The sequence below is a fragment of the Bacteroides difficilis genome (genome assembly GCF_048319815.1).
Taxonomy (GTDB): Bacteria; Bacteroidota; Bacteroidia; order Bacteroidales; family Bacteroidaceae; genus Bacteroides; species Bacteroides zhangwenhongii.
Genome location: NZ_CP182814.1, coordinates 4,765,521 through 4,791,261, shown reverse-complemented (window position 1 = coordinate 4,791,261; position 25,741 = coordinate 4,765,521). Strand labels below are relative to the sequence as shown.

Genomic DNA, 25,741 nt, shown 5'->3' with positions numbered 1-25,741 from the left:
CAAGCTAATCACTAATCGTCATGTATACAGACAAGAAAAACATACTCCAACTGGTTGCGTTGCTTGAGGCGCACGGCATTACTAAGGTTGTGTTGTGTCCCGGTAGCCGTAACGCGCCTATTGTGCATACTTTGTCCAATCATCCGGGCTTTACCTGTTATGCGATGACTGATGAACGGAGTGCGGGCTATTTTGCTATCGGGCTTACCTTGAATGGTGGTAAACCTGCTGCAATCTGCTGTACTTCCGGTACGGCGTTGCTGAATCTTCACCCGGCTGTTGCGGAAGCTTTTTATCAGAACGTTCCTTTGGTTGTCATTTCTGCGGATCGTCCCGCTGCCTGGATCGGGCAGATGGACGGACAGACTTTGCCGCAGCCTGATGTATTCCGGACGTTGGTCAAGAAGTCCGTGAATCTTCCCGAGATTCATACAGAGGAAGACGAATGGTATTGTAATCGTCTGGTTAATGAGGCTTTATTGGAGACACATCATCATGGGAAAGGACCGGTACATATCAATGTGCCTGTTTCCGAACCGCTGTTTCAATTTACAGTGGACAAATTGCCGGAAGTGCGTGTTATCACCCGTTATCAGGGATTGAATGTTTATGACCGTGATTATAACGGTCTGGTTGAACGGATGAATAAATACCAGAAGCGGATGGTCATTGTCGGGCAGATGAATCTTATTTATTTGTTTGAGAAACGGCATACCAAACTATTATACAGACATTTTGCCTGGTTGACGGAGCATATAGGCAATCAGACCATACCCGGCATTCCGGTCAAGAATTTCGATGCGGCACTTTATGCTGTTCCGGAAGATAAGATGGAACAGATGGTTCCCGAATTGCTGATTACTTACGGGGGGCATATTGTTTCCAAACGACTGAAGAAATTTCTCCGCCAACACCCGCCTAAAGAACATTGGCATGTGTCGCCGGATGGTGAGGTGGTCGATTTATACGGTTCGTTGACTACCGTGATTGAAATGGACCCGTTTGAGTTTCTGGAGAAGATAGCAAGTTTGCTGGATAATCGTGTGCCCGGATATCCCCGTGTGTGGGAGAATTATTGCAACACTATTCCCGAACCGGACTTTGCTTATTCCGAAATGTCGGTTGTCGGTGCATTGGTGAAAGCTTTGCCGGAGTCGTGTGCATTGCACTTGGCAAATAGTTCGGTAGTTCGTTATGCCCAGCTTTATTCGATACCTTCAACTATTGAAGTTTGCTGTAATAGGGGTACGAGTGGGATTGAAGGGTCGTTGTCTACGGCGGTCGGCTATGCGGCAGCTTCCGATAAACTGAATTTTATCGCTATCGGGGATTTGAGTTTCTTCTATGATATGAATGCTTTGTGGAATGTCAATGTTCGTCCCAACCTGCGTATCCTTTTGTTGAATAATGGCGGAGGAGAGATTTTCCATACATTGCCGGGATTGGATATGTCGGGCACATCCCATAAGTTTATCGCAGCCGTTCATAAGACTTCCGCCAAAGGCTGGGCGGAGGAGCGCGGATTTCTCTATATGAAAGTTGAAGATGGGGATGAACTGACGGAGGCAATGAAAACTTTTACTCAGTCCGAAGAGATGGAACAACCTGTGTTGTTGGAGGTGTTTACCAACAAAAATAAGGATGCGCGTATGTTGAAGAATTATTATTATCAAATAAAAGAAAAATAGGTTATGTCAACACAAAGAGAGTGGACTACGATCAGAGAATACGATGATATTCTTTTTGATTATTATAATGGAATTGCCCGTATCACGATTAACCGTGAACGCTATCGGAATGCGTTTACTCCGACTACTACTGCCGAAATGAGTGATGCGCTACGCATTTGTCGCGAGGAAGCGGATATTGATGTGATTGTTATTACCGGTGCAGGCGATAAAGCTTTCTGTTCGGGAGGTGACCAGAATGTGAAAGGACGTGGCGGATATATCGGAAAAGACGGGGTTCCCCGCTTGAGTGTATTGGATGTGCAAAAGCAGATACGCAGTATCCCGAAGCCGGTGATTGCTGCCGTGAACGGATTTGCGATTGGTGGCGGGCACGTGCTTCATGTGGTATGTGATTTGTCTATAGCTTCCGAGAATGCTATTTTCGGTCAGACGGGACCTCGTGTGGGAAGTTTTGATGCCGGATTCGGTGCTTCTTATCTGGCACGTGTGGTAGGTCAGAAGAAAGCTAGGGAAATCTGGTTCCTCTGCCGGAAATACAATGCGCAGGAAGCGTTGGATATGGGACTGGTCAATAAAGTAGTTCCTTTGGAACAATTGGAAGACGAATATGTGCAATGGGCGGAAGAGATGATGTTGCTTAGTCCGTTGGCTTTGCGTATGATTAAGGCAGGACTGAATGCCGAATTGGACGGTCAGGCCGGAATTCAGGAACTGGCGGGAGATGCGACATTGCTTTATTATCTGACGGATGAGGCTCAGGAAGGAAAGAATGCCTTTTTGGAAAAGCGTAAACCGAACTTCAAGCAATATCCGAAGTTCCCCTAAAAATGATACTTTGATATATTATTTACATTCAATGGATTGCAAGATTAAGATCATTCCCCGATTGCTCCATTTCAAGCAGCCGGCAGGAACTTCGCGAGGTACATACTCCACCCGGAAAGTGTGGTATCTCCATTTTACCTCTTCCGAATTTCCCGGTCGGGTGGGAATAGGGGAGTGTGCTCCTCTGCCTGCACTGAGTTGTGACGATCTTCCCGATTATGAAGATATATTAGGAGCGGCCTGTCGGGAAGTGGAAAAGCAAAACGGGAGATTGGATGTGGACGCTTTGCGTAAGTATCCTTCCATCCTTTTCGGACTTGAAACCGCCATCCGTCACTATCATACGGGAGATTGGGCTTTGTGGGATACCGCTTTCTCTCGCGGAGAAACAGGGATACCTATTAACGGTCTTATCTGGATGGGAGACTTCAATAAAATGCTGGCGCAGATAGAAACAAAAATGAATGCAGGTTTCCGTTGTATCAAACTCAAAATCGGTGCGATCAACTTTGAAGAGGAATTGGCTCTGCTCCGTCATATCCGTGCACACTTTTCTTCCAATGAGATTGAGCTCCGTGTAGATGCGAATGGGGCTTTTGCTCCGGCTGACGCTATGGAGAAACTGAAGCGGTTGTCCGAATTGGATTTGCATTCCATTGAGCAGCCTATCCGTGCCGGGCAATGGGAGGAGATGGCGCGTCTTACCTCCGAGTCTCCTTTGCCGATAGCGTTGGATGAAGAGTTGATAGGGTGTAATACTCCGGTAGAGAAACGGAAACTGCTTTCTGCCATTCGACCGCAGTATATTATCCTCAAACCTTCGTTGCATGGTGGAATAAGTGGTGGAAACGAATGGATTGCGGAGGTCGGACGTCAGCGTATCGGTTGGTGGATTACATCTGCTTTGGAGTCTAATATCGGTCTGAACGCCATTGCACAATGGTGTGCTACTTTCGACAATCCGTTGCCTCAGGGATTAGGGACAGGATTGCTTTTTACTGATAACGTAGAAATGCCGCTTGAAATAAGAAAAGATTGTTTGTGGTTTGACAGATGATGGTATTCAATCGACAAAAGCAACGCTTGCTGCTGGAAGGAAAGGAATATACACCTGATGATATACGCAGATGTATGGTGCGGGGAGTAGAAAACTATCCTTCCGCCATATGGGATTTATTCCTTTTTCTACAGGAGTGGTTCAACGATTCCCCTTTACTTGCGGTTCATACATCCGGGTCTACCGGTGTGCCGAAAAAACTAATGGTGCGTAAAGAACAAATGATGCAGAGTGCGCGTCTGACTTGTGAATACCTGAATTTGCAGGCGGGAGATACGGCCTTGTTATGTATGAACCTCCGTTATATCGGAGCAATGATGGTAGTGGTGCGCTCTTTAGTTGCAGGTTTGAATTTGATTGTGCGTCCTGCTTCCGGCCATCCATTGTCCGATATACACGAACCGTTGAAGTTTGCGGCAATGGTTCCGCTACAAGTTTATAATACTCTTCAGGTTCCTGAAGAAAAGGAACGGTTGAAGCAAACGGATATTTTGATAATAGGCGGGGGCGCGGTTGATGCCGGACTGGAAGCGGACATTCAATCTCTTCCGGGAGCTGTCTATTCTACTTACGGGATGACTGAAACTTTATCCCATATCGCTCTTCGCCGTCTGAATGGTCCTGCGGCATCCGAACACTATCATCCTTTCTCTTCGGTGCATTTGTCTTTGTCTCCAGAGAATACTTTAGTGATTGAAGCACCTTTGGTTTGCGCTGATATTCTGCAAACCAATGACATTGCACGCATCCATCCCGATGGAAGTTTTTCTATTTTGGGACGGAAAGATAATGTGATAAATAGCGGGGGAATTAAAATTCAAGCGGAAGAAATAGAAAAAAAACTTCGCCTGTTGATTCCGATACCGTTTGTTATTACCTCTGTTCCGGACAAGCGCTTGGGACAGGCTGTGGTTTTATTGCTGGCGGGACAGCCGGATATACAAGAGATGGAAAAAGGAATACAAGCGATATTGGAACCATATTATCGTCCCAAGCACATTCTGGTAGCGGATTGTATTCCGCAAACGGGAAATGGAAAAGTCAATCGTGCGGATTGTCGTATTTTGGCACAGCGCCTGCTACAACTTCTGAATGATTCATCCTGTTAAAAGTAATACCCCAGATTCACAAAACAACTTGCTTTATCCGTCTGGTTGGAGTAGCCCAATGAGATTTCCAATGGCCCGAAGACGCTGTCCATTCCATAACCGGCACTGATACCGAACAATTGCTTGCCTTTTAATATTTTGAAAAAATGACTGTCCGTCAGTCCGTAGTTTCCGGTCAGGATGAGGTAATGGATGGCTCCCATCCGTTGTCTGAATTTTAAAGACGCAATCATAATTGCATTATCCATCAGTTCGATATTGTTGACTCCGGCAAATGGTAATTGCTGAGGTATATAGAAGCCGGGAACTTCACCTCCGATTGCATTTTGCAGAGGATAGGGAAAGTTTCTCCCGATCAGGATACGTCCATAGATGGAAGGAATGACGGAGAAGCGGCGGGTGATGGGAAGAACACTTGCCCATGAAGCACTCAATGCAGAGAAAGGAGCGTGTTCGTTATATTGCGCCATATTATCCGTATAGAGGGAATAGGCAGCCTTAAAGTCGCTGCCTTTGGCGGGGAAATATCCTTTATCGTATGTGTTGTAATGTATTTGTGCAAAATAACTCAGAAAATGTTCCGATTCTACTTTCAAATCAACCAGTTCCGGTTGTTTAAACAGGAAGTCTTTGTATTTGTAATATTCAAAACGGAGTCCGAGCCCGAAACGGAAGTTTTTGTACCATACATCAGAGAAGCCGAATTCGGCTAAGTGATATTTATAGGTTGTATTGTAGGCACGGTTTCCCTTCTCGTAGATGTTGATGTCGTTGTATTGGAACATATACGAGAAGTTGAAATTACGCTGCTGCATGGGTTCGAGGGTATAGTCGATGCGTGCGGCATATCGCTTACCCAACCGTCCGGTGAGGGACAGGCGGGAAGGAATATGAGTCTTGAGGTCTGCAGTGGCATTAAGCAACAGAGAGGCAATCTCTTCCGAATCGAAGCGGATACCCAGATTGATTCTTCTTTCATATTTTTCTTGCAACAGGAAGTTGAGATGGTAGCCTTCGGGAGTATCTGTCAGTGTATAACTGGCACTAGAGTAGGACTGGCTACCGCGTAACAGGTCTAAGGCCTGTTCTATTTGCTGCGTCGTGATGTTACTGTTTTCTTTTAAGTTACATTTCTTCATTAACCATTTCTTGTCGTCAGTCTCTACTCCGGAGAAAGAAATATCTGTGACGTAAATGGTGCGCACATTGGAGAGGGAAGAGTAGGGGCCATGCTGCTTGGGCTTATAATCGTCCGGTATTCCTATTCTCTTTTTTAAGGCAAGCAGGGATTCCCATTGCGATCTTGCCGCCTCTTCACCCCTTCGCATCAAACTGTCAATGGCGGTCGGAGTAAAGCTGGCGGAGGAATATCCTTCCACATTCACACGGATATAGGTATCTGTGATATCTACATTCTTCTCATGATTGGACTGGCAGGTAAGGTCGACAATCTGTCCCAGAATATCGGGTGCACTGTTCAGCTTGTCTGCCTTTTTTAAAGCATTCTGCACATCTACTCCGATAATAATATCCGCCCCCATAGCTTTCACTACATCTGCCGGATAATTGTTTACGATTCCGCCGTCCACTAATACCATACTGTCTTTCCGTACCGGAGTAAATACACCGGGAATGGCCATACTGGCACGCATGGCGGTGGAGAGTATTCCGTCATGGAATACAATAGGTTCTCCGTTCACTACATTGGCTGCCACACAGGCAAAAGGAATGGGCAGTTTATTAAAGTTGATGGAGTCATGATACCCCATTGTCAAATCCGAGAATAGATTGGCTAGATTCTGCCCTTTTACGATTCCTCCTGAAGCTGCGTCTTTGGGTGTTTTTGTAAAAGGGATGGAAACGATAAACCTTTCGGAACGTTCACGGTCCGTTAGTGACATGGAACTCCGTTTTACCCGGTCGCTCAACAAGAATGTCCAATTTTGCTTTCGCACCATGCTGTCCAACTGCTCAGGTGTGTAGCCTATGGCGTAAAGCCCTCCTACGATGGCTCCCATACTGGTCCCGGCTATATAATCAATAGGAATTCCGGCCTCCTCAATCACTTTCAAAGCTTTGATATGAGCCATACCTTTGGCACCTCCGCCGCTTAGGACTACTCCTACTTTTTTGCGTTGTTGCTCTTGAGAATGCAAAGAAAAAGGAAATATTAAGCAGGTTAATAAAACCAATGTTGAAAGTATTTGTTTTTTCATCAGACAGGTGTTTATATATACTACAAATGTAGGGTATAATTTGTTTAGTTGTTGAATTGGGAAATGGAAAAAATGTTCCAAAAGTCGGAATTGTGGATTATTTCTACATATTTCCGATAAATTCTACATTTCCGCATTTGGCATGATAAGGTATAATGAGCTGATAGACAGTAAATAATAAATGTAATGATTTTGGCATGCTATTTGCCTGAGAGGAAGATAGAACAAGCATAAGTTAAATTTAATAATAAGATTCGATATGAGATTATTCTTTTCGAAACATGAGTTGAAACTGAGAAGAAAGAGAAACATTGCTGCTATAATTTGCGTGGTAATTGTGTTGGGGGTGTATTGGATACTAACCCGGCCTCAGAAGGTTGAGCCGGAAATGCCGACAGTCATTGTGGAACCGGTAGTTAAAGATGATGTGGAAATATACGGGGAATATGTCGGGCGTATCCGTGCCCAACAGTTTGTCGAAGTACGTGCGCGTGTGGAAGGCTATTTGGAGAATATGCTTTTTGCCGAAGGTACGTATGTAAATAAGAATCAGGTTTTATTTGTAATCAATCAGGATCAGTATCGTGCCAAAGCGGACAAGGCGAGAGCGCAGTTGAAGAAAGATGAGGCGCAGGCTTTGAAAGCGGAACGTGATTTAAAGCGTATCCGTCCGTTGTTTGAACAAAATGCTGCAAGTCAGTTGGATTTGGATAATGCGGAAGCTGCTTTTGAAAGTGCCGAAGCAACGGTGGCTATGAGTGAAGCAGACTTGGCACAGGCGGAACTGGAATTGGGTTATACTATTGTCCGTTCTCCTCTGTCGGGACATATCAGTGAAAGAAACGTGGATTTAGGCACGTTGGTCGGTCCCGGTGGAAAATCATTGCTTGCTACCATTGTGAAAAGTGACACAGTATTGGTGGATTTTAGTATGACGGCACTCGATTATCTGAAAAGTAAAGAAAGAAATATTAATTTGGGACAACAGGATTCTACCCGTTCCTGGCAACCCAATATCACTATTACGCTGGCGGATAATACCGTTTATCCATACAAAGGATATGTAGATTTTGCCGAACCGCAGGTCGATCCTCAGACGGGAACTTTTTCCGTCCGTGCCGAAATGCCGAATCCGAAACAAGTCTTGTTGCCGGGACAGTTTACTAAGGTCAAACTATTGTTGGATGTTCGTGAAGGTGCACTCGTTGTTCCGATGAAAGCGGTTACCATTGAAAAAGGAGGAGCATATATTTATACTATGCGTAAGGATAATACGGTAGAGAAACGTTTTATTGAATTGGGACCGGAAGTAGGGAATAATGTAGTGGTGGAAAGAGGACTGGCAGCAGGAGAAATTGTTGTAGTGGAAGGTTTCCATAAGTTGACGCCGGGAATGAAAGTGCGGGTAAGTCAGCCGGAGATGGAAACGAAGGATAACACGAAAGGAGAATAGGCGATGAAAGTTACGTTTTTTATAGATAGGCCGGTTTTTTCGGCTGTAATTTCTATCGTGATTGTGATTGTCGGTATTATCGGTCTGACAATGCTCCCGGTAGATCAATATCCGCAGATCACTCCTCCGGTGGTGAAGATCAGTGCGTCTTATCCGGGTGCGAGTGCGCTTACCGTATCTCAGGCAGTAGCTACTCCGATTGAGCAGGAGATCAATGGTACGCCGGGAATGCTTTATATGGAGTCGAACAGTTCTAATTCCGGAGGTTTTTCGGCAACGGTTACATTTGATGTTTCTGCTGATCCGGATTTGGCGGCAGTCGAAATTCAGAATCGTGTGAAACTGGCGGAATCCCGTTTGCCGGCAGAGGTGATCCAGAATGGTATTTCGGTAGAAAAGCAGGCTCCCAGCCAGTTGATGACACTCTGTCTGACTTCCACCGATCCGAAGTTTGACGAAATTTATCTGAGTAACTTCGCTACCATCAATGTGCTTGATGTGATTCGCCGTATTCCGGGAGTGGGACGTGTCTCAAATATTGGTAGCCGTTATTATGCAATGCAGATATGGGCACAGCCCGATAAATTGGCGAATTTCGGTCTGACCGTGCAGGACTTGCAAAATGCCTTGAAAGATCAGAACCGTGAATCTGCGGCAGGTGTGCTAGGACAACAACCGGTACAGGGATTGGATATAACGATTCCTATTACAACTCAAGGACGCCTTTCTACGGTTGGACAGTTTGAGGATATTGTGGTGCGTGCCAATGCAAACGGTTCCATCATTCGGTTGAGGGATGTGGCACGTGTTTCTTTGGAGGCTTCTTCCTACAATACAGAGAGTGGTATCAACGGTGAGAATGCCGCCGTGCTTGGTATCTATATGTTGCCGGGTGCCAATGCGATGGAGGTGGCTGAAAGAGTGAAGGAAGCGATGGCGGAAATTAGCAAGAACTTCCCGGAAGGGTTGAGCTACGAGATTCCGTTTGATATGACAACCTATATTTCAGAATCTATCCATGAAGTATATAAAACCTTATTTGAGGCTTTAGTACTGGTAGTGTTGGTGGTATATCTTTCTTTACAGAGCTGGCGTGCGACGTTGATTCCTGTAGTGGCGGTACCTATTTCATTGATCGGTACTTTCGGTTTTATGCTGATTTTTGGTTTCTCTTTGAATATCTTGACTTTGCTCGGATTGATTCTTGCCATCGGTATTGTGGTGGACGATGCAATTGTAGTGGTGGAAGGAGTAGAGCATATTATGGAAACGGAAAAGCTGAGTCCTTATGAAGCTACCAAGAAAGCGATGAACGGACTGGCAAGCGCCTTGATTGCCACTTCATTGGTATTGGCTGCTGTGTTCGTTCCTGTCAGTTTTTTGAGCGGAATTACAGGACAGTTATATCGTCAGTTTACAGTGACGATTGTAGTGTCCGTACTCATTTCCACAGTCGTAGCTTTGACATTGAGTCCGGTCATGTGTTCTCTGATCTTAAAACCGGATAGTGGGAAGAAGAAAAACATTGTTTTCAGGAAAATCAATGAATGGTTAGGTATTGGCGGTAATAAATATGTAGCTGCCGTTACCCGGACTATCAAGCATCCTCGCCGGGTGTTGAGTGCTTTCGGTATGGTGTTGATAGCCATAATGTTGGTTCATCGTATTATTCCGACTAGTTTTTTGCCCGTAGAGGACCAGGGTTACTTTAAGATTGAATTGGAATTGCCGGAGGGAGCTACTTTGGAACGTACGCGCATTGTGACCGATCGTGCCATTGCTTATCTGGAAAAGAATCCATACATAGAATATATTCAGAATGTGACGGGAAGCAGTCCGCGTGTAGGCAGTAATCAGGGACGTGCCGAGTTGACGGTTATACTGAAACCTTGGGAAGAGCGCAAGAACACAAGTATCGAAAAGATTATGGATACAGTGGAGAGACATCTTGAGGAATATCCGGAATGTAAAGTCTATCTTTCCACTCCGCCGGTGATACCGGGTTTAGGTACTTCGGGAGGCTTTGAAATGCAGTTGGAAGCTCGTGGGGAAGCCACTTTTGACAATTTGGTGGATGCGGCGGATACATTAATGTATTACGCTTCTAAAAATAAGGCATTGACGGGTTTGTCTTCTTCTTTGCAATCGGAGATACCGCAGCTCTATTTTGATGTAGACCGGGACAAAGTGAAAATGCTCGGTGTACCTTTGGCTGATGTATTTTCTACCATGAAAGCCTATACCGGCTCGGTATACGTAAATGACTTCAATATGTTCAACCGTATATATAAGGTATACATTCAGGCGGAAGCTCCTTACCGTGAACATAAGGATAATATCAATCTATTCTTCGTCAAGGCCTCTAATGGAGCTATGATACCGTTAACATCTTTAGGAAACGCTTCTTATACCACAGGGCCGGGTAGTATCAAGCGCTTCAATATGTTTACTACGGCAGTCATTCGTGGGGCGGCTGCGCAAGGATACAGTTCCGGACAAGCGATGGAGATCATGGAACAGATTGCTCGTGAACATCTTCCCGACAATATCGGTTTGGAATGGAGCGGACTTTCTTACCAGGAAAAACAGGCCGGAGGTCAGACAGGCATGGTGATGGCATTGGTATTCCTTTTCGTATTCCTCTTTCTTGCCGCGCAATATGAAAGCTGGACAGTACCTATTGCCGTATTGCTTTCTTTGCCCGTTGCCGCTTTGGGTGCTTATCTTGGGGTATGGGTATGCGGATTGGAGAACGATGTGTATTTTCAGATCGGTCTGGTCATGTTGGTGGGGCTTGCCGCCAAGAATGCAATTTTGATTGTTGAATTTGCTAAGGTGCAGGTTGACAAGGGAGAAGACTTGGTGCAGTCGGCTATTTATGCGGCCCGTTTACGTTTCCGTCCGATCTTGATGACTTCTCTCGCGTTTGTGCTCGGTATGCTTCCAATGGTTTTGGCTAGCGGACCCGGTTCGGCAAGTCGGCAGGCAATCGGTACAGGTGTCTTTTTCGGAATGATATTTGCTATTGTATTCGGTATCATTCTTGTACCGTTTTTCTTTGTGATGGTATATAAGACGAAGTCTAAACTCTTAAAACAGAAGAAATGATGAAACGAAAGAAACTATATATTGCCATATTGTTATTTGCAGGAATATTGACTTCCTGCAAGGTAGGAAAAAGTTATGTCCGTCCCGATCTTCATCTACCCGACAGTTTGGCTCAACATCAGGACTCAGTTAGCTTTGGTGATCAGGACTGGAAAGATATTTATACGGATTCTACATTGAGAAGCTTGATAGAACGGGCATTGGATCATAATAAGGATATGCTGATAGCTGCTGCCCGTGTGAAAGAGATGGCTGCACAGAAGAGGATTTCTACGGCAGCATTGCTTCCTGATATAAAAGGGAAAGTGACGGCAGAGCGTGAACTCGAAAATCATGGAGGAGAGGCTTTTAAGAGGTCGGATACCTTTGAAGCGCAGTTTCTAGTTTCTTGGGAACTCGATCTTTGGGGAAATTTGCGTTGGGCGCGTTCGGCTAGCATTGCCGAGTATTTACAGTCAGTAGAGGCACAACGGGCACTCCGAATGACTATTGTAGCGGAGGTGGCACAGGCATATTATGAGTTGGTGGCTTTGGATACGGAATTGGATATCGTAAAACAAACCTTGAAAGCCCGTGAAGAAGGAGTCCGTTTGGCTCGTATCCGTTTTGCCGGAGGATTGACTTCGGAGACGTCGTACCGTCAGTCGCAGGTGGAATTGGCACGTACGGCAACTTTGGTTCCGGACTTGGAACGGAAGATTTCCTTGAAAGAGAATGATATAGCTTTTCTGGCAGGTGAATATCCAAACAAGATTGCCCGCTCACGTTTGCTTCAGGAGTTTAAGTCACCGGAAACGCTTCCTATCGGATTACCGTCCACTTTATTGGAACGTCGTCCCGACATCCGTCAGGCTGAACAAAAGCTGATTGCAGCCAATGCCAAAGTAGGGGTGGCTTATACGAATATGTTTCCGCGTCTTGCCCTGACAGGAGGATTTGGCTCGGAAAGCACGTCTCTATCGGAACTGTTGAAATCTCCTTATGCGGTTATGGAAGGGGCTTTATTGACTCCAATTTTTGGCTGGGGAAAGAACCGTGCCGCATTGAAAGCGAAAAAGGCGGCCTATGAAGCCGAAGTACACAATTATGAGAAGTCTGTATTGCAGGCTTTCAAAGAGACACGTAATGCGATAGTGAATTTCAACAAGATAAAAGAGGTATATGAGCTTCGTGCGAATCTGGAACGTTCGGCGAAGAGCTATATGGATCTTGCACAGCTTCAATACATTAACGGTGTCATTAATTATCTGGACGTGTTGGATGCGCAACGTGGATACTTCGATGCGCAGATCGGCTTGAGTAATGCGATTCGCGACGAATTGATAACTGTAGTACAACTTTATAAGGCTTTAGGTGGAGGTTGGAAACAAAATCCCTAAACAAAAGAAAGAAGAATTTTCATAATTCGGAAAAAAGTGCGAAATTTGCAACGCTTTTCAAGTTTGATAAGAAACTTACTAACACCTTTAAATAAAAATAAAGAAAATGACTAAAAGTGCATTGCAAATCGCAAGGGCTGCTTATCAGCCCAAACTTCCAAAAGCATTGGCATCAGGAGCCGTTAAAGCAGTGGCAGGTACTGCTACTGAATCTGTAGCCGATCAGGAAGCTATCAAAGCTTTGTTCCCCAACACGTACGGAATGCCGTTGATTACATTTGAAGCCGGTGAAGCGGTAGCTCTTCCTGCTATGAATGTAGGTGTGATTCTTTCGGGTGGTCAAGCTCCCGGTGGACACAATGTGATTTCCGGTTTGTTTGACGGTATCAAGAAACTGAATCCGGAAAACAAATTGTATGGTTTCATCTTAGGTCCCGGTGGCTTGGTAGACCATAACTATATGGAGCTGACTGCTGACATCATCGACGAATATCGTAATACTGGTGGTTTCGATATTATCGGTTCCGGTCGTACGAAATTGGAGAAGGAAGATCAGTTTGAAAAAGGACTTGAGATTATCAAGAAACTCGGTATCAAAGCATTGGTTATCATTGGTGGTGACGACTCTAACACAAACGCTTGTGTTTTGGCTGAATACTATGCCGCCAAGAAGTATGGTGTACAGGTAATCGGTTGCCCGAAAACAATCGACGGTGACTTGAAGAACGATATGATTGAAACTTCTTTCGGTTTCGATACAGCTTGTAAGACTTATGCTGAAGTAATCGGTAACATCCAACGTGACTGTAACTCTGCACGTAAATACTGGCACTTCATCAAATTGATGGGTCGTTCGGCTTCTCACATTGCATTGGAATGCGCTTTGCAGGTACAACCGAACGTATGTATCATTTCAGAAGAAGTTGAAGCTAAGGATATGTCTTTGGATGACGTGGTAACATACATCGCTAAAGTAGTGGCAGAACGTGCCGCACAGGGACATAACTTCGGTACAGTGTTGATTCCTGAAGGTTTGGTTGAGTTCATTCCGGCTATGAAACGTCTGATTGCTGAGCTGAATGACTTCCTGGCTGCTAATGCAGAAGAATTCGCTCAGATTAAAAAGTCTCACCAGCGTGATTATATCATCCGCAAACTTTCTCCGGAGAACTCTGCTATCTATGCAAGTCTGCCGGAAGGTGTTGCCCGTCAGTTAACTTTGGACCGTGACCCTCATGGAAACGTTCAGGTATCATTGATCGAAACAGAAAAACTGTTGTCTGAAATGGTAGCTACGAAGTTGGCGGCTTGGAAAGAAGAAGGTAAGTATGTAGGTAAGTTTGCTGCTCAGCACCACTTCTTCGGTTACGAAGGACGTTGCGCTGCTCCGTCAAACTTCGATGCAGATTACTGCTATTCTTTGGGTTACACAGCTTCTATGCTGATTGCTAACGGTAAGACAGGTTATATGTCTTCTGTACGCAATACCACTGCTCCTGCTGCCGAATGGATTGCAGGTGGTGTGCCTATCACAATGATGATGAATATGGAACGCCGTCACGGTGAAATGAAACCGGTTATCCAGAAAGCATTGGTAAAACTGGATGGTGCTCCTTTCAAAGCATTTGCCGCACAACGTGACCGTTGGGCTATTGAAACGGATTATGTATATCCGGGTCCGATTCAGTACTTTGGTCCTACGGAAGTTTGCGACCAGGCAACAAAGACTTTGCAGTTGGAACAACAGAAATAATCTTAACTGTTAGCGGTTAACGATTAACGGTAAATAATAAATTAACGATGGACGGTAGGTGTCGTATGACAGATTATCGTTCATCGTTTTTCACTAACCCTTAATCATTCAGTCATTTGTCGTCACGTAATAATCCGATAGCTGCAGTTCAGAAGAAAAAGACGGTTTCCGCCACTCGAAAAAAGGGAACTGCTTCTTCTAAATCTTCCCGTGCCCCGAAAAGGGTGCAGATGAAGATGAGCCATGGTATGCCTGTCTGGTTGCGTAATATTCTGGCAGTACTGATTGTGGGTTGTTTCTCTGTTGCTTTCTATTATTTCTTTATTCGCCCTTATGCTTATCGTTGGAAGCCTTGCCACGGATTAAAAGAATATGGAGTTTGTATTCCTGACGGCTACGATGTTCATGGAATTGATGTTTCTCATTATCAGGGAAAAATAGACTGGCAGAAACTTCGGCAAAACAAGGAGACAGTGACTCCTTTGCATTTTGTCTTTATGAAGGCGACAGAAGGAGGCGATCATGGTGACACTACTTTCTCGGCAAACTTTGCCAATGCGCGTAATCATGGATTTATACGTGGAGCTTATCATTTTTATATTCCGAGTACAGATGCTTTGAAGCAAGCCGACTTTTTTATTCGTACGGTAAAACTGGATACCGGAGATTTGCCCCCTGTGCTTGATGTAGAAGTGACCGGAAGAAAGAATAAGACAGAATTGCAGCAAGGTATCAAGCGCTGGCTCGACCGTGTGGAGGCTTATTATGGGGTAAAACCTATTCTTTATACTTCTTATAAATTTAAAACTCGTTATCTGGACGATTCTATCTTTAACGCATATCCTTATTGGATTGCCCACTATTATGTGGACTCTGTGAAATATCAAGGTAAATGGGATTTCTGGCAACATACGGATGTGGGAAATGTACCCGGCATTGAAGAAGAGGTGGATCTGAATGTCTTCAACGGTACATTGGAAGATCTCAAGAAGCTGACAATAAAATAGCAGCTGTTTCTTTTTCAAACAACTTATCTCTTCTCTTATTTGTTATAATCGTATTATTATTAAAAATATACGATTATGAACTTTGATATAGCTATTATTGGTGGAGGCCCGGCCGGTTATACGGCTGCCGAAAGGGCAGGTGCAAACGGATTGAAAGCTGTTCTTTTCGAGAAAAAGGCAATAGGGGGAGTATGTCTGAATGAAGGATGTATTCCTACTAAGACTTTATTGTATTCTGCTAAAATACTGGATAGTGTTAAGGCTGCTTCCAAATATGGAGTTTCTGCTGAATCTCCTTCCTTTGATTTGTCTAAAATAATGAGCCGTAAAGATAAGACGGTGAAGATGTTGACAGGTGGTGTGAAGATGACTGTAAACTCTTATGGTGTGACGATTGTAGAGAAAGAGGCTTTCATAGAAGGGGAGAAGGACGGGCAGATTCACATCTCTTGCAGTGGTGAGACCTACTTTGTAAAATATCTGTTGGTGTGTACCGGTTCTGATACGGTAATACCTCCGATACCGGGATTATCGGAAACCGCTTATTGGACTTCCAAAGAGGCTTTGGAAGTAAAGCAGCTACCTAAGACTTTGGTTATTATAGGTGGCGGTGTAATAGGGATGGAATTTGCTTCTTTCTTTAATAGCATGGGCGTGAAAGTTCATGTAGTGGAAATGATGGCTGAAATTCTAGGGGTGATGGATAAGGAGACAAGTGGTATGCTTCGTTCCGAATATACCAAAAGAGGAGTTACTTTTTATTTGAATACGAAGGTGGTGGAGGTGAATCCTCATGGAGTGGTGATAGAGAAAGATGGAAAAACTTCGACTATTGAAGCCGAACAGCTATTGCTTAGCGTGGGGCGTAAAGCGAATCTCTCCGGTGTAGGATTGGATAAGCTGAATATCGAACTTCTGCGTAACGGAGTGAAAGTGGATGAACATTTGCTGACATCTCACCCTAGGGTGTATGCTTGCGGGGATATAACAGGTTATTCCCTGTTGGCACATACTGCCATTCGGGAAGCGGAAGTTGCTATCAATCATATTTTGGGAGTAGAAGACCGAATGAATTATGAGTGTGTTCCGGGTGTCGTCTATACTAATCCGGAAGTTGCAGGAGTAGGAAAGACAGAAGAAGAACTGATCAAACAGGGGATTCCTTATCGTGTTTCGAAGTTACCGATGGCTTATTCCGGACGATTTGTGGCGGAGAATGAGCAAGGCAACGGACTTTGTAAATTGATTCAGGACGAAAAAGGAAAAATCATAGGTTGTCATATGCTAGGGAATCCGGTATCGGAATTGATTGTGATAGCAGGAATTGCTATTCAAAAAGGTTATACCGTAGAAGAATTTCAGAAGACAGTATTTCCACATCCTACGGTCGGAGAGATTTATCATGAGATTATGTTTTGACTTCTGCGATCTATGATTCGATGTATATATAGTCCGTCTACTGATATTTACTTCCATTTAGCGGCGGAAGAATACTTGCTGAAACAGGGAAACGAAGATGTTTTTATGCTTTGGCAGGATACTCCTTCTGTTGTGATAGGAAAACATCAACGCCTGCAGGCAGAGGTGGATCGGGAATGGGTAGAGCGGAAACGGATACATATAGCCCGTCGATTTTCGGGTGGAGGAGCAGTGTATCATGATTTGGGTAATGTCAATCTGACGTTTATTGAAAAAGCTTCGCGTTTTCCCGATTTTACCGTTTATCTTCAGCGGACACTGGATTTTCTGGTTGCTATGGGGATAATGGCAAAGGGGGACGATCGGTTGGGAATCTATCTGAATGGATTAAAAATATCGGGAAGTGCGCAGTGTGTACATAAAAACCGGGTTTTATATCATTGTACTTTGCTTTATGATACAGACCTCACCGCATTAAATAAGGCATTAAATCCTAAATCATTGTTCAATGAAGAGGGAAATAAAGAGAGAATATCTTCCACATACGCTGTTCCTTCGGTTCGGAGTGAAGTGACAAATATCCGTAGACACGTATCGAGGGGGAGCGTGGACGATTTCAAGGAAGAGGCTTTTCGCTATTTCAGCCGGTCACAGGTGGTCAGTTCCTTCAGTGAGGAGGAGAGGAGGATTGTCAACCGGCTTCGGAAAGAGAAGTATATGCGGGATGAATGGATATTAAAAATACCTTAACATAAAACTTTCTATTTCAACCTATTGTTCTACTATATCAAGGTTGAATAAATAAAATTACTGTCTATGTCAAGATTCGAAATAAAAATGCCTAAGTTGGGCGAGAGTATAACAGAAGGGACGATCGTTTCCTGGTCTGTGAAAGTGGGTGATATGATTCAGGAAGATGATGTTCTTTTTGAAGTGAATACAGCTAAAGTAAGTGCTGAGATACCTTCTCCGGTAGCGGGAAAGGTTGTTGATATTTTATATAAAGAAGGAGATACCGTAGCGGTGGGTACGGTGGTCGCTATTATTAATTTGGATGGTGAAGCTACATCTGACGAAGAGATTATCCATGAAGAAAGCGTAAAAGAGGAGGAAGAACGTTGGTATTCTCCCGTTGTCATTCAGTTGGCAAGAGAAGCGAAGATTTCTAAGGAAGAACTGGACTCTATTCAGGGAACCGGTTATGAAGGACGGCTGAGTAAGAAAGATATTAAAGATTATATTGATAAAAAGAAAAGAGGAAGTAATAAAACGTCTGCTACCGTTCCTTCTGAATCTGTAAGTCCTCAATCTTCTCCGGTTGAACCTAAATCTGCTGCCCCTGTCGCAATGTCGGGAGTAGAAGTGAAGGAGATGGATCGTGTCCGTCGGATTATTGCCGACCACATGGTCATGTCCAAGAAAGTATCTCCGCATGTCACCAATGTGGTCGAAGTGGATGTCACCCGGTTAGTAATTTGGCGTGAGAAGAACAAAGATGCTTTCTTCCGTCGTGAAGGTGTGAAGTTGACCTATATGCCTATGATTGCGGAAGCCGTAGCGAAAGCATTGGCAACCTATCCGCAGGTGAATGTATCGGTGGATGGATACAATATTCTCTTCAAGAAACATATCAATGTGGGTATTGCCGTTTCTTTGAACGATGGAAATCTGATTGTGCCTGTAGTACATGATGCCGACCGTCTGAGTCTGAACGGATTGGCTGTTGCCATTGATTCTTTGGCTTTGAAGGCGAGGGACAATAAATTGCTGCCCGATGATATTGACGGTGGTACGTTTACTATTACTAACTTCGGTACATTCAAGAGTTTGTTTGGAACCCCTATCATTAACCAGCCTCAGGTTGCCATTCTGGGTGTAGGTTATATTGAAAAGAAACCTGCTGTTGTAGAGACTCCGGAGGGGGATACGATTGCTATCCGTCATAAAATGTACCTTTCTTTGTCTTATGACCATCGTGTAGTGGATGGAATGCTGGGAGGGAATTTCCTCCATTTTATAGCTGATTACCTGGAAAACTGGAAAGGTTGATAACCGATTATTTTATTCATTAAGAACTTCATTAACTATGAGACAGTATGATATAAAAAATACAGATGTCGAAACTTTGAAGAAGTGGTATCATCTGATGACATTAGGGCGTGCGCTGGATGAGAAGGCGCCGTCTTACTTATTGCAATCTCTAGGTTGGTCTTACCATGCTCCCTATGCGGGACATGATGGAATCCAACTGGCCATCGGGCAAGTCTTTACTCTTGGCGAAGATTTCCTGTTTCCCTATTACCGGGATATGCTGACCGTACTATCTGCCGGAATGACTGCAGAGGAAATTATCCTGAACGGTATCTCAAAGGCAACAGATCCCGGAAGCGGAGGACGTCATATGTCGAACCATTTTGCCAAACCTGAATGGCATATCGAGAACATCTCTTCCGCAACAGGAACACATGACCTTCATGCGGTGGGTGTGGCAAGAGCAATGGTATATTATGGGCATAAAGGAGTGGCTATCACCTCGCATGGAGAATCGGCGACTTCCGAAGGATTTGTCTATGAGGCCATCAACGGTGCCAGCCTCGAACGGCTTCCTGTTATTTTTGTAATACAAGATAACGGCTATGGAATTTCCGTTCCTAAATCGGAACAGACTGCTAACCGGAAAGTGGCGGAGAATTTCTCCGGTTTCAAGAATCTGAAGATTATCTATTGCAACGGAAAAGACGTATTCGATTCGATGAATGCCATGACCGAAGCTCGTGAATATGCTATCAGCACGCGTAATCCGGTGATTGTACAAGCTAACTGTGTTCGTATCGGTTCCCATTCCAATTCGGATAAGCATACCTTATACCGGGATGAGAACGAACTGGAATATGTGAAGGATGCCGACCCGTTGATGAAATTTCGACGAATGTTGTTGCGCTACAAGCGTTTGACTGAAGAAGAACTGCAACAAATAGAAGCTAATGCTAAAAAAGAGTTGTCTGCTGCCAACCGGAAAGCTTTGGCTGCTCCCGATCCTGATCCTAAGAGTATTTATGATTTTGTAATGCCGGAACCTTACCAACCGCAGAAATATAAGGATGGAACTCATGATGCGGAAGGGGAAAAGACTTTCTTAGTCAATGCGATTAACGAAACATTGAAAGCGGAATTTCGTCATAATCCCGATACGTTTATCTGGGGGCAAGATGTTGCCAATAAGGAAAAAGGCGGTGTGTTTAATGTAACGAAAGGTATGCAGCAAGAATTTGGGGAAGCACGTGTGTTCAGTGCCCCGATAGCTGAAGATTATATTGTAGGTACAGCTAATGGAATGAGCCGCTTTGATCCAAAGATTCATGTTGTGATAGAAGGAGCGGAGTTTGCCGATTATTTTTGGCCTGCTGTCGAACAATATGTGGAATGTACGCATGAATATTGGCGTAGCAATGGAAAGTTTGCTCCTAACATCACCCTGCGTTTGGCTTCCGGTGGTTATATTGGCGGAGGACTTTATCATTCTCAAAACATAGAAGGTGCTTTGACCACTTTGCCCGGAGCGCGTATTGTCTGTCCGTCTTTTGCGGATGATGCAGCCGGGCTACTCCGTACCAGTATGCGTTCCAAAGGCTTTACTTTATTCCTTGAGCCGAAAGCATTGTATAATTCCGTTGAGGCTGCTGCAGTCGTACCGGAAGATTTTGAAGTTCCTTTCGGAAAGGCACGTATTCGTCGTGAAGGGACAGATCTAAGTATCATTACGTATGGAAATACAACGCATTTCTGTCTGAATGCTGCGGAACGGTTGGAGAAAGAAAAGGGGTGGAAAGTAGAGGTTATAGATATCCGTTCTTTGATTCCTTTGGACAAGGAAACGATATTCGAATCAGTGAAAAAGACGAGTAAGGCATTGGTTGTACATGAAGATAAAGTTTTCTCCGGCTTTGGAGCGGAGCTTGCCGCAATGATAGGTGGAGAGATGTTTCGCTATTTGGACGGACCTGTGCAACGTGTCGGCTCTACCTTTACACCCGTCGGTTTCAATCCTATTTTGGAAAAGGAGATTTTGCCGGATGAAGCTAAGATCTATGAAGCAGCCAGGAAGTTATTAGAATATTAAACAGTATGGATTATGAAGAAGATAGGTTTGTTTTATGCTGCCAAAGCTGAGAAAACGAGTTGGGTGGCGGAAAGAATACAGAAAGAATTCGGTGAAAGTCATATAGAAGTGGTACCGATAGAACAGGCTTGGCAGAACGATTTTGCCGCTTATGATTGTTTTATTGTCGGAGCCTCCACTTGGTTTGACGGAGAGTTGCCTACTTATTGGGACGAGCTGTTGCCGGAGCTTAGAACGATGGATTTGAAAGGAAAGAAGGTAGCTATCTTTGGATTGGGAGATCAGGTACGCTATCCGGAAAACTTTGCCGATGGTATCGGGCTATTGGCAGAAGTATTCGAAGAAGACGGGGCGGCATTGGTGGGCTTTACTTCTTCGGAAGGATATACTTTTGAGCGTTCCAGAGCATTGCGTGACAATCAGTGGTGTGGGTTGGTTATCGACTTGGATAATCAGTCGGACCAGGCAAAAAAGAAAATCAAGGATTGGTGTGAACAAGTAAAAAAGGAGTTTGCGTAACTCCTTTTATAAGCTATTATATATTATGAGGGTGTCATAATGAATAATCTGCGTTTTGACACTCTCTATTTTTATCCCTGTATTCCTTGTTTCTGTTGGCAGAGTAATAGTATTAAACTTTATAAATGAATTTCACTGCCGCCCAGCGATTCTTTTCTTTGTGATGGATATAAGTCAGTCCGTTCTTTTCCGCTTCTTCGCGGATAACAGGGATGTCATCCACATAAAATCCGCTCATGTATAGTTCCGCTCCGGGATGCATACAAGTGACATATTGTTTCATATCATTCAGTAGGATATTGCGGTTAATATTAGCTATAACCACATCAAACGGCCCTTTTCCGGAAAGTGAAGAGGCATCTTCTTGAGAAACGGCAATATTATCTACGTGGTTCAATTCGATGTTTTCGATAGAGTTTCGTACACACCATTCGTCTATGTCGATAGCGGTACATGGATGTGCGCCTTTCATTCGTGCAAGGATGGCGAGAATAGAAGTTCCACAACCCATATCCAGCAATGATTTATCTTTCAGCTCGCTATCCAACAGTTCTTCGATAATAAGGCTGGTAGTCTCGTGATGTCCTGTGCCGAAAGCCATTTGCGGATTGATTACGATATCGTATTCTGCTTTAGGAACATCCTGATGAAATGTACTGTGGATTACACAGCGGTCACCGATGATAATCGGTTGAAAGAAATTCTTTTCCCATTCCTCGTTCCAGTCCTTGTCTTCTGCTTCTGCATATGTATAGGTGATTTCCGTATCGGGTAGAGGAAATTCGGCGATTGCATTCTTTATGGAGGTTTCGTCACATAAAGTTTGTTGGATATATGCGGTTAATCCGTTCTCATTTTCAACAAAACTCTCGAAACCGGTTTCGCCTAATACGGCAGCTAATACATCATTTACAATCTCTGTGGACGGATTCGTATGAAAAGTGAACTCAAAATACTTCATAGTTGTTTCTAATGCTGGTGAATAATGTGCAAAGATAATCACAATTTTAGGGAAATCCCTACTATCCTTTGGGGAAAATCTCCCCAAGGCGATAAATCTCTTCCTTATCTTTGTAACGTGAATAAGTTTAAGTAATTACATAAACCCAGATGATATGAAAAAGATTGTTTACTTCTTGCTAGTTGCCTTGTGTCTCCCGATAGGCTTGATGGCACAAAGCGTTGATGACGACCTTTACTTCGTACCTTCCAAAGACAAAAAGGAGAAAAAAGAAACTCCGGTGAGGAAGGAACCGAAAAAACAGGTGACAAACATCTATACTTCACCGGGAACTACAGTTGTGGTTCAGGACCGTAGGGGGAGAACACGGGATGTGGATGAATATAACCGCCGTTACGATGCACGTGATAATGAATTCGTAATGGATAATGATACCTTATATATAAAGGAGAAATCTACTCCGGACTTGGACGGGGAATGGGTGACCGGCGAATTCAATGGTACGCAGGACGACTATGAATATGCCGAACGCATCATCCGTTTCCGTAATCCGCGTTTCGCTATCAGTATCAGCAGTCCGTTATATTGGGATGTAGTCTACGGACCGAATTCTTGGGACTGGAATATATATACTGATGGTATGTATGCTTACGCATTCCCGACATTCAGTAATCCACTTTGGTGGGATTGGCGTTATGGTTCATACGGCTGGGGCTGGAATTATGGTTGGGGCTGGAATCGTCCTTATTATGCTTGGGGATATTATCCGGGCTATTGGGGCGGCTGGCATGGTGGCTACTGGGGTGGCTGGTATGGCGGTGGATATTGGGGACATCATCATCACCATTATTGGAACAATGGATATGGTTGGGGTGGTGGCCGTTATAATGGTATGATGTATACTAACCGTCGTTCTCCCAATAGGTATACAGGTAGTCGTGCGGGAAATACCAGATATACATCTAATCGTTATCAGTCTACACGTACTTCTAGTAATCGTTATCAGTCTACACGGACATCTTCTGATAGAGGGACTTCAGGTCGTGTTGTTGGTACTAGAGAAAATGGCAGAATAAGGTCGGGTATTGGTAATAGAGTGGATAATACATCTTCTCGTAGAGATACGTACACTCGTCCGAGTAGTACCCGAAGCAATACATATACTCGTTCTAGTAGTACCCGGAGCAGTACATACGGAAATCGTGTGAACAGTACCAGACCATCAGGAAATTCTTACAATAGGGGGAGTTCAACTAGAACTTATGAAAGAAATAACGGCAATTTTTCAAGAGGGAGCGGTAACCGAACTTCTTCTCCAAGCAGTGGTCGTTCCGGTAGTTCTTATTCTCCAAGTAGAGGTACTTCTGGTGGTAGCTATTCATCAGGCAATCGCGGGGGAAGCAGTAGTCGTGGTAGCTCTGGAGGAAGTTCGACGAGAGGTGGTAGCAGAAGATAAAGACTGTATTATACAATAATATTGATAAGCGTATGAAAAAGGTAATAAATATGGTTGTGCTTGCTTTTATGACAGTGGCAAGCATAAGTGCTCAAACTATATATGATGGTGCCAAATTTACTCAAAAAGATTTGAATGGAACTGCCCGCTTCGTAGGAATGGGTGGAGCAATGGGGGCTTTGGGAGGTGATATTTCTACAATGGGAACAAATCCTGCCGGCATTGGTATTTATCGTAGTAATGATATTATGGGTACTTTCGGCTTCCTGTCTTATGGCTTGGAAAGTAATTATGCCGGTTCAAAGTTTAATGTAGATAAGACTCGTATGTCGTTTGATAATATCGGATTTGTATTCTCAAATAAAATAGGGAATCAGACTGCTTTGCGTTATGTTAACTTTGGATTTAATTATACACGGTCGAAATCATTTGATAAGTATATGACAATGGAGGGGCTGATTAATTTGGGAGCTAATAATGCTATTCTTTCTCAAACTAATCAGATGGCTAACCAAGCGAATAGGATGATTGATACTTATGGTGAGTATATTCACGAGTTAGCAGCGGATGATATAAACTTATTTAGAGACCCTAAGGTTGGCTGGCTGGCTGCTACAGGCTGGAACGGATATTTGTATAATAGAGATGATGTAAACGATGGATATATAGCTTATTTACCACAACCGTTTTCCTATTTTGATTCTCATGAAAAAGGTGGAATCAATCAATTTGACTTTAATTTGGCGTTGAATTTTAATGACCGTGTATATTTGGGGTTGACTGTCGGTGCTTATGATATTGATTATTCCAAAATGTCTACTTATGGAGAAGAATATGGAGATTATGTGGAAAATAATGTAAATTATGGTCAGGCAAGTTATGAGATAGGAACTGAGAATAGAATAAAGGGTTCCGGTGTAGACTTTAAATTTGGTGCTATTGTACGCCCTTTTGAAGATTCTCCGTTCCGTATTGGTGTGGCTATTCATACTCCTACATTCTATAATTTGACCATTAAGACGAATGTTCGGGCTATAACACGTACTCCAGAACAGAAAACTCAGAATATTGTGGAGGAAGTAGTGGATTCTTATGATTATACGAATGGAGAAGATTATGGGTATGATTTTCGTTTTCGTACACCGTGGAAGTATAATTTCAGTTTAGGGTATACTTACGGTTCATCTTTCGCTATTGGTGCGGAATATGAATATCAGGATTATTCAACCATGCGTTTCAGTTATGATGATGGCTATGAAATGGGCTGGGAAAATGACTTGGCGAAAATGATGCTGAAAGGTGTAAATACCTTTCGCATCGGTGCTGAATGGAAAGTAATTCCTGAGTTTGCTTTCCGTGTTGGATACAATTATGAATCGGCGGCTTTTAAAAATACAGCTTATAAAGATTTGAGCCCTAATTCAATTAACACAGATACGGATTTCGCCAACAGGAAGGCGAATAATAACTTCACGTTGGGTATTGGGTACAGAGGTTCAAATTTTTATGCGGATTTAGCATATATGTATAGTACTTATGATGAAGATTTTTATGCTTTCAATGACGCTGCTTTGCAGAAAACGAAAGTGACGAACGATCGTAGTAAAGTGCTATTTACACTAGGCTATCGTTTCTAAACCAGACAGTTTTCAATTTCAATAATAACTT

General features: G+C 43.7%; 18 protein-coding genes. 16 read left to right on the top strand and 2 right to left on the bottom strand.

All coding sequences use genetic code 11. The features are described from left to right. Nucleotides 1–20: 20 nt before the first annotated feature. Genes menD through ACNOGP_RS18800 form a run of 4 tightly spaced genes read left to right on the top strand, consistent with a single transcriptional unit; the run spans nt 21 to nt 4,682 of the window. Complete coding sequence (gene menD, locus ACNOGP_RS18815) at nt 21–1,688, top strand: 2-succinyl-5-enolpyruvyl-6-hydroxy-3-cyclohexene-1-carboxylic-acid synthase (RefSeq protein ID WP_418213489.1); 1,668 nt, start codon at nt 21–23, stop codon at nt 1,686–1,688. A gap of 3 nt (nt 1,689–1,691) precedes the next feature. Next, complete coding sequence (gene menB / locus ACNOGP_RS18810; protein ID WP_004310001.1) at nt 1,692–2,516, top strand: 1,4-dihydroxy-2-naphthoyl-CoA synthase; 825 nt, start codon at nt 1,692–1,694, stop codon at nt 2,514–2,516. Between the two features lie 31 nt (nt 2,517–2,547). Then, nucleotides 2,548–3,573: an o-succinylbenzoate synthase gene (locus ACNOGP_RS18805; RefSeq protein WP_418213488.1), complete on the top strand. Its 1,026-nt coding sequence runs from the start codon at nt 2,548–2,550 to the stop codon at nt 3,571–3,573. Next, nucleotides 3,573–4,682, top strand: a complete 1,110-nt coding sequence (locus ACNOGP_RS18800) for an AMP-binding protein (protein ID WP_270540246.1) — start codon at nt 3,573–3,575, stop codon at nt 4,680–4,682. The genes ACNOGP_RS18805 and ACNOGP_RS18800 overlap by 1 nt, the downstream gene beginning before the upstream one ends. On the opposite strand, the gene ACNOGP_RS18795 is transcribed toward ACNOGP_RS18800, so the two are convergent. Continuing rightward, nucleotides 4,679–6,898 (bottom strand): patatin-like phospholipase family protein, encoded by a 2,220-nt coding sequence (locus tag ACNOGP_RS18795; protein ID WP_418213487.1) that lies wholly within the window; start codon nt 6,896–6,898, stop codon nt 4,679–4,681. The two genes, ACNOGP_RS18800 and ACNOGP_RS18795, sit on opposite strands and share 4 nt — an antisense overlap. A gap of 259 nt (nt 6,899–7,157) precedes the next feature. Here ACNOGP_RS18795 and ACNOGP_RS18790 point away from each other — a divergent pair, with 259 nt between their 5' ends. The 10 genes from ACNOGP_RS18790 to ACNOGP_RS18745 all read left to right on the top strand — a co-directional run bounded on the left by ACNOGP_RS18790 (nt 7,158) and on the right by ACNOGP_RS18745 (nt 21,656). After that, nucleotides 7,158–8,351, top strand: a complete 1,194-nt coding sequence (locus ACNOGP_RS18790; RefSeq protein ID WP_186967123.1) for an efflux RND transporter periplasmic adaptor subunit — start codon at nt 7,158–7,160, stop codon at nt 8,349–8,351. A 3-nt stretch (nt 8,352–8,354) separates the two neighbouring features. After that, nucleotides 8,355–11,459 carry an efflux RND transporter permease subunit gene (locus ACNOGP_RS18785; RefSeq protein ID WP_143867878.1) on the top strand — a complete coding sequence of 1,035 codons (3,105 nt, stop codon included), beginning with the start codon at nt 8,355–8,357 and terminating at the stop codon, nt 11,457–11,459. After that, nucleotides 11,459–12,838 carry an efflux transporter outer membrane subunit gene (locus tag ACNOGP_RS18780; protein ID WP_195475475.1) on the top strand — a complete coding sequence of 460 codons (1,380 nt, stop codon included), beginning with the start codon at nt 11,459–11,461 and terminating at the stop codon, nt 12,836–12,838. Before ACNOGP_RS18785 ends, ACNOGP_RS18780 begins: the two co-directional genes overlap by 1 nt. 106 nt (nt 12,839–12,944) lie before the next feature. Then, nucleotides 12,945–14,591 carry a diphosphate--fructose-6-phosphate 1-phosphotransferase gene (locus ACNOGP_RS18775; protein ID WP_143867880.1) on the top strand — a complete coding sequence of 549 codons (1,647 nt, stop codon included), beginning with the start codon at nt 12,945–12,947 and terminating at the stop codon, nt 14,589–14,591. Between the two features lie 116 nt (nt 14,592–14,707). Next, the gene (locus ACNOGP_RS18770; protein WP_272719953.1) at nt 14,708–15,598 is read left to right on the top strand and encodes a glycoside hydrolase family 25 protein; all 891 of its coding nucleotides are present in this window, start codon (nt 14,708–14,710) and stop codon (nt 15,596–15,598) included. Nucleotides 15,599–15,673: 75 nt separating this feature from the next. Further along, on the top strand, nt 15,674–17,017 hold the full coding sequence (gene lpdA / locus ACNOGP_RS18765; RefSeq protein WP_272719954.1) for a dihydrolipoyl dehydrogenase: 1,344 nt from the start codon (nt 15,674–15,676) through the stop codon (nt 17,015–17,017). Between the two features lie 12 nt (nt 17,018–17,029). Continuing rightward, on the top strand, nt 17,030–17,767 hold the full coding sequence (locus ACNOGP_RS18760; protein ID WP_287665185.1) for a lipoate--protein ligase family protein: 738 nt from the start codon (nt 17,030–17,032) through the stop codon (nt 17,765–17,767). Between the two features lie 66 nt (nt 17,768–17,833). Beyond that, the gene (locus ACNOGP_RS18755; RefSeq protein WP_186967137.1) at nt 17,834–19,066 is read left to right on the top strand and encodes a dihydrolipoamide acetyltransferase family protein; all 1,233 of its coding nucleotides are present in this window, start codon (nt 17,834–17,836) and stop codon (nt 19,064–19,066) included. A gap of 37 nt (nt 19,067–19,103) precedes the next feature. Continuing rightward, nucleotides 19,104–21,137, top strand: coding sequence for an alpha-ketoacid dehydrogenase subunit alpha/beta (locus tag ACNOGP_RS18750; protein WP_418213486.1), 2,034 nt, complete (start codon nt 19,104–19,106; stop codon nt 21,135–21,137). Nucleotides 21,138–21,149: 12 nt separating this feature from the next. Beyond that, the gene (locus ACNOGP_RS18745) at nt 21,150–21,656 is read left to right on the top strand and encodes a flavodoxin (protein ID WP_195475460.1); all 507 of its coding nucleotides are present in this window, start codon (nt 21,150–21,152) and stop codon (nt 21,654–21,656) included. Between the two features lie 112 nt (nt 21,657–21,768). Here ACNOGP_RS18745 and prmA read toward each other — a convergent pair whose 3' ends face one another. Next, nucleotides 21,769–22,617, bottom strand: coding sequence for a 50S ribosomal protein L11 methyltransferase (gene prmA, locus ACNOGP_RS18740; protein WP_418213485.1), 849 nt, complete (start codon nt 22,615–22,617; stop codon nt 21,769–21,771). Nucleotides 22,618–22,771: 154 nt separating this feature from the next. On the opposite strand from prmA, the gene ACNOGP_RS18735 reads away from it, so the two are divergent. Together ACNOGP_RS18735 and ACNOGP_RS18730 are read left to right on the top strand one after the other, a co-directional pair. Continuing rightward, nucleotides 22,772–24,073, top strand: a complete 1,302-nt coding sequence (locus tag ACNOGP_RS18735) for a hypothetical protein (RefSeq protein ID WP_418213484.1) — start codon at nt 22,772–22,774, stop codon at nt 24,071–24,073. 32 nt (nt 24,074–24,105) lie between these two features. After that, a complete protein-coding gene (locus tag ACNOGP_RS18730; protein ID WP_418213483.1) occupies nt 24,106–25,710 on the top strand; it encodes an OmpP1/FadL family transporter in 1,605 nt (534 codons plus the stop codon). Nucleotides 25,711–25,741 lie beyond the last annotated feature (31 nt).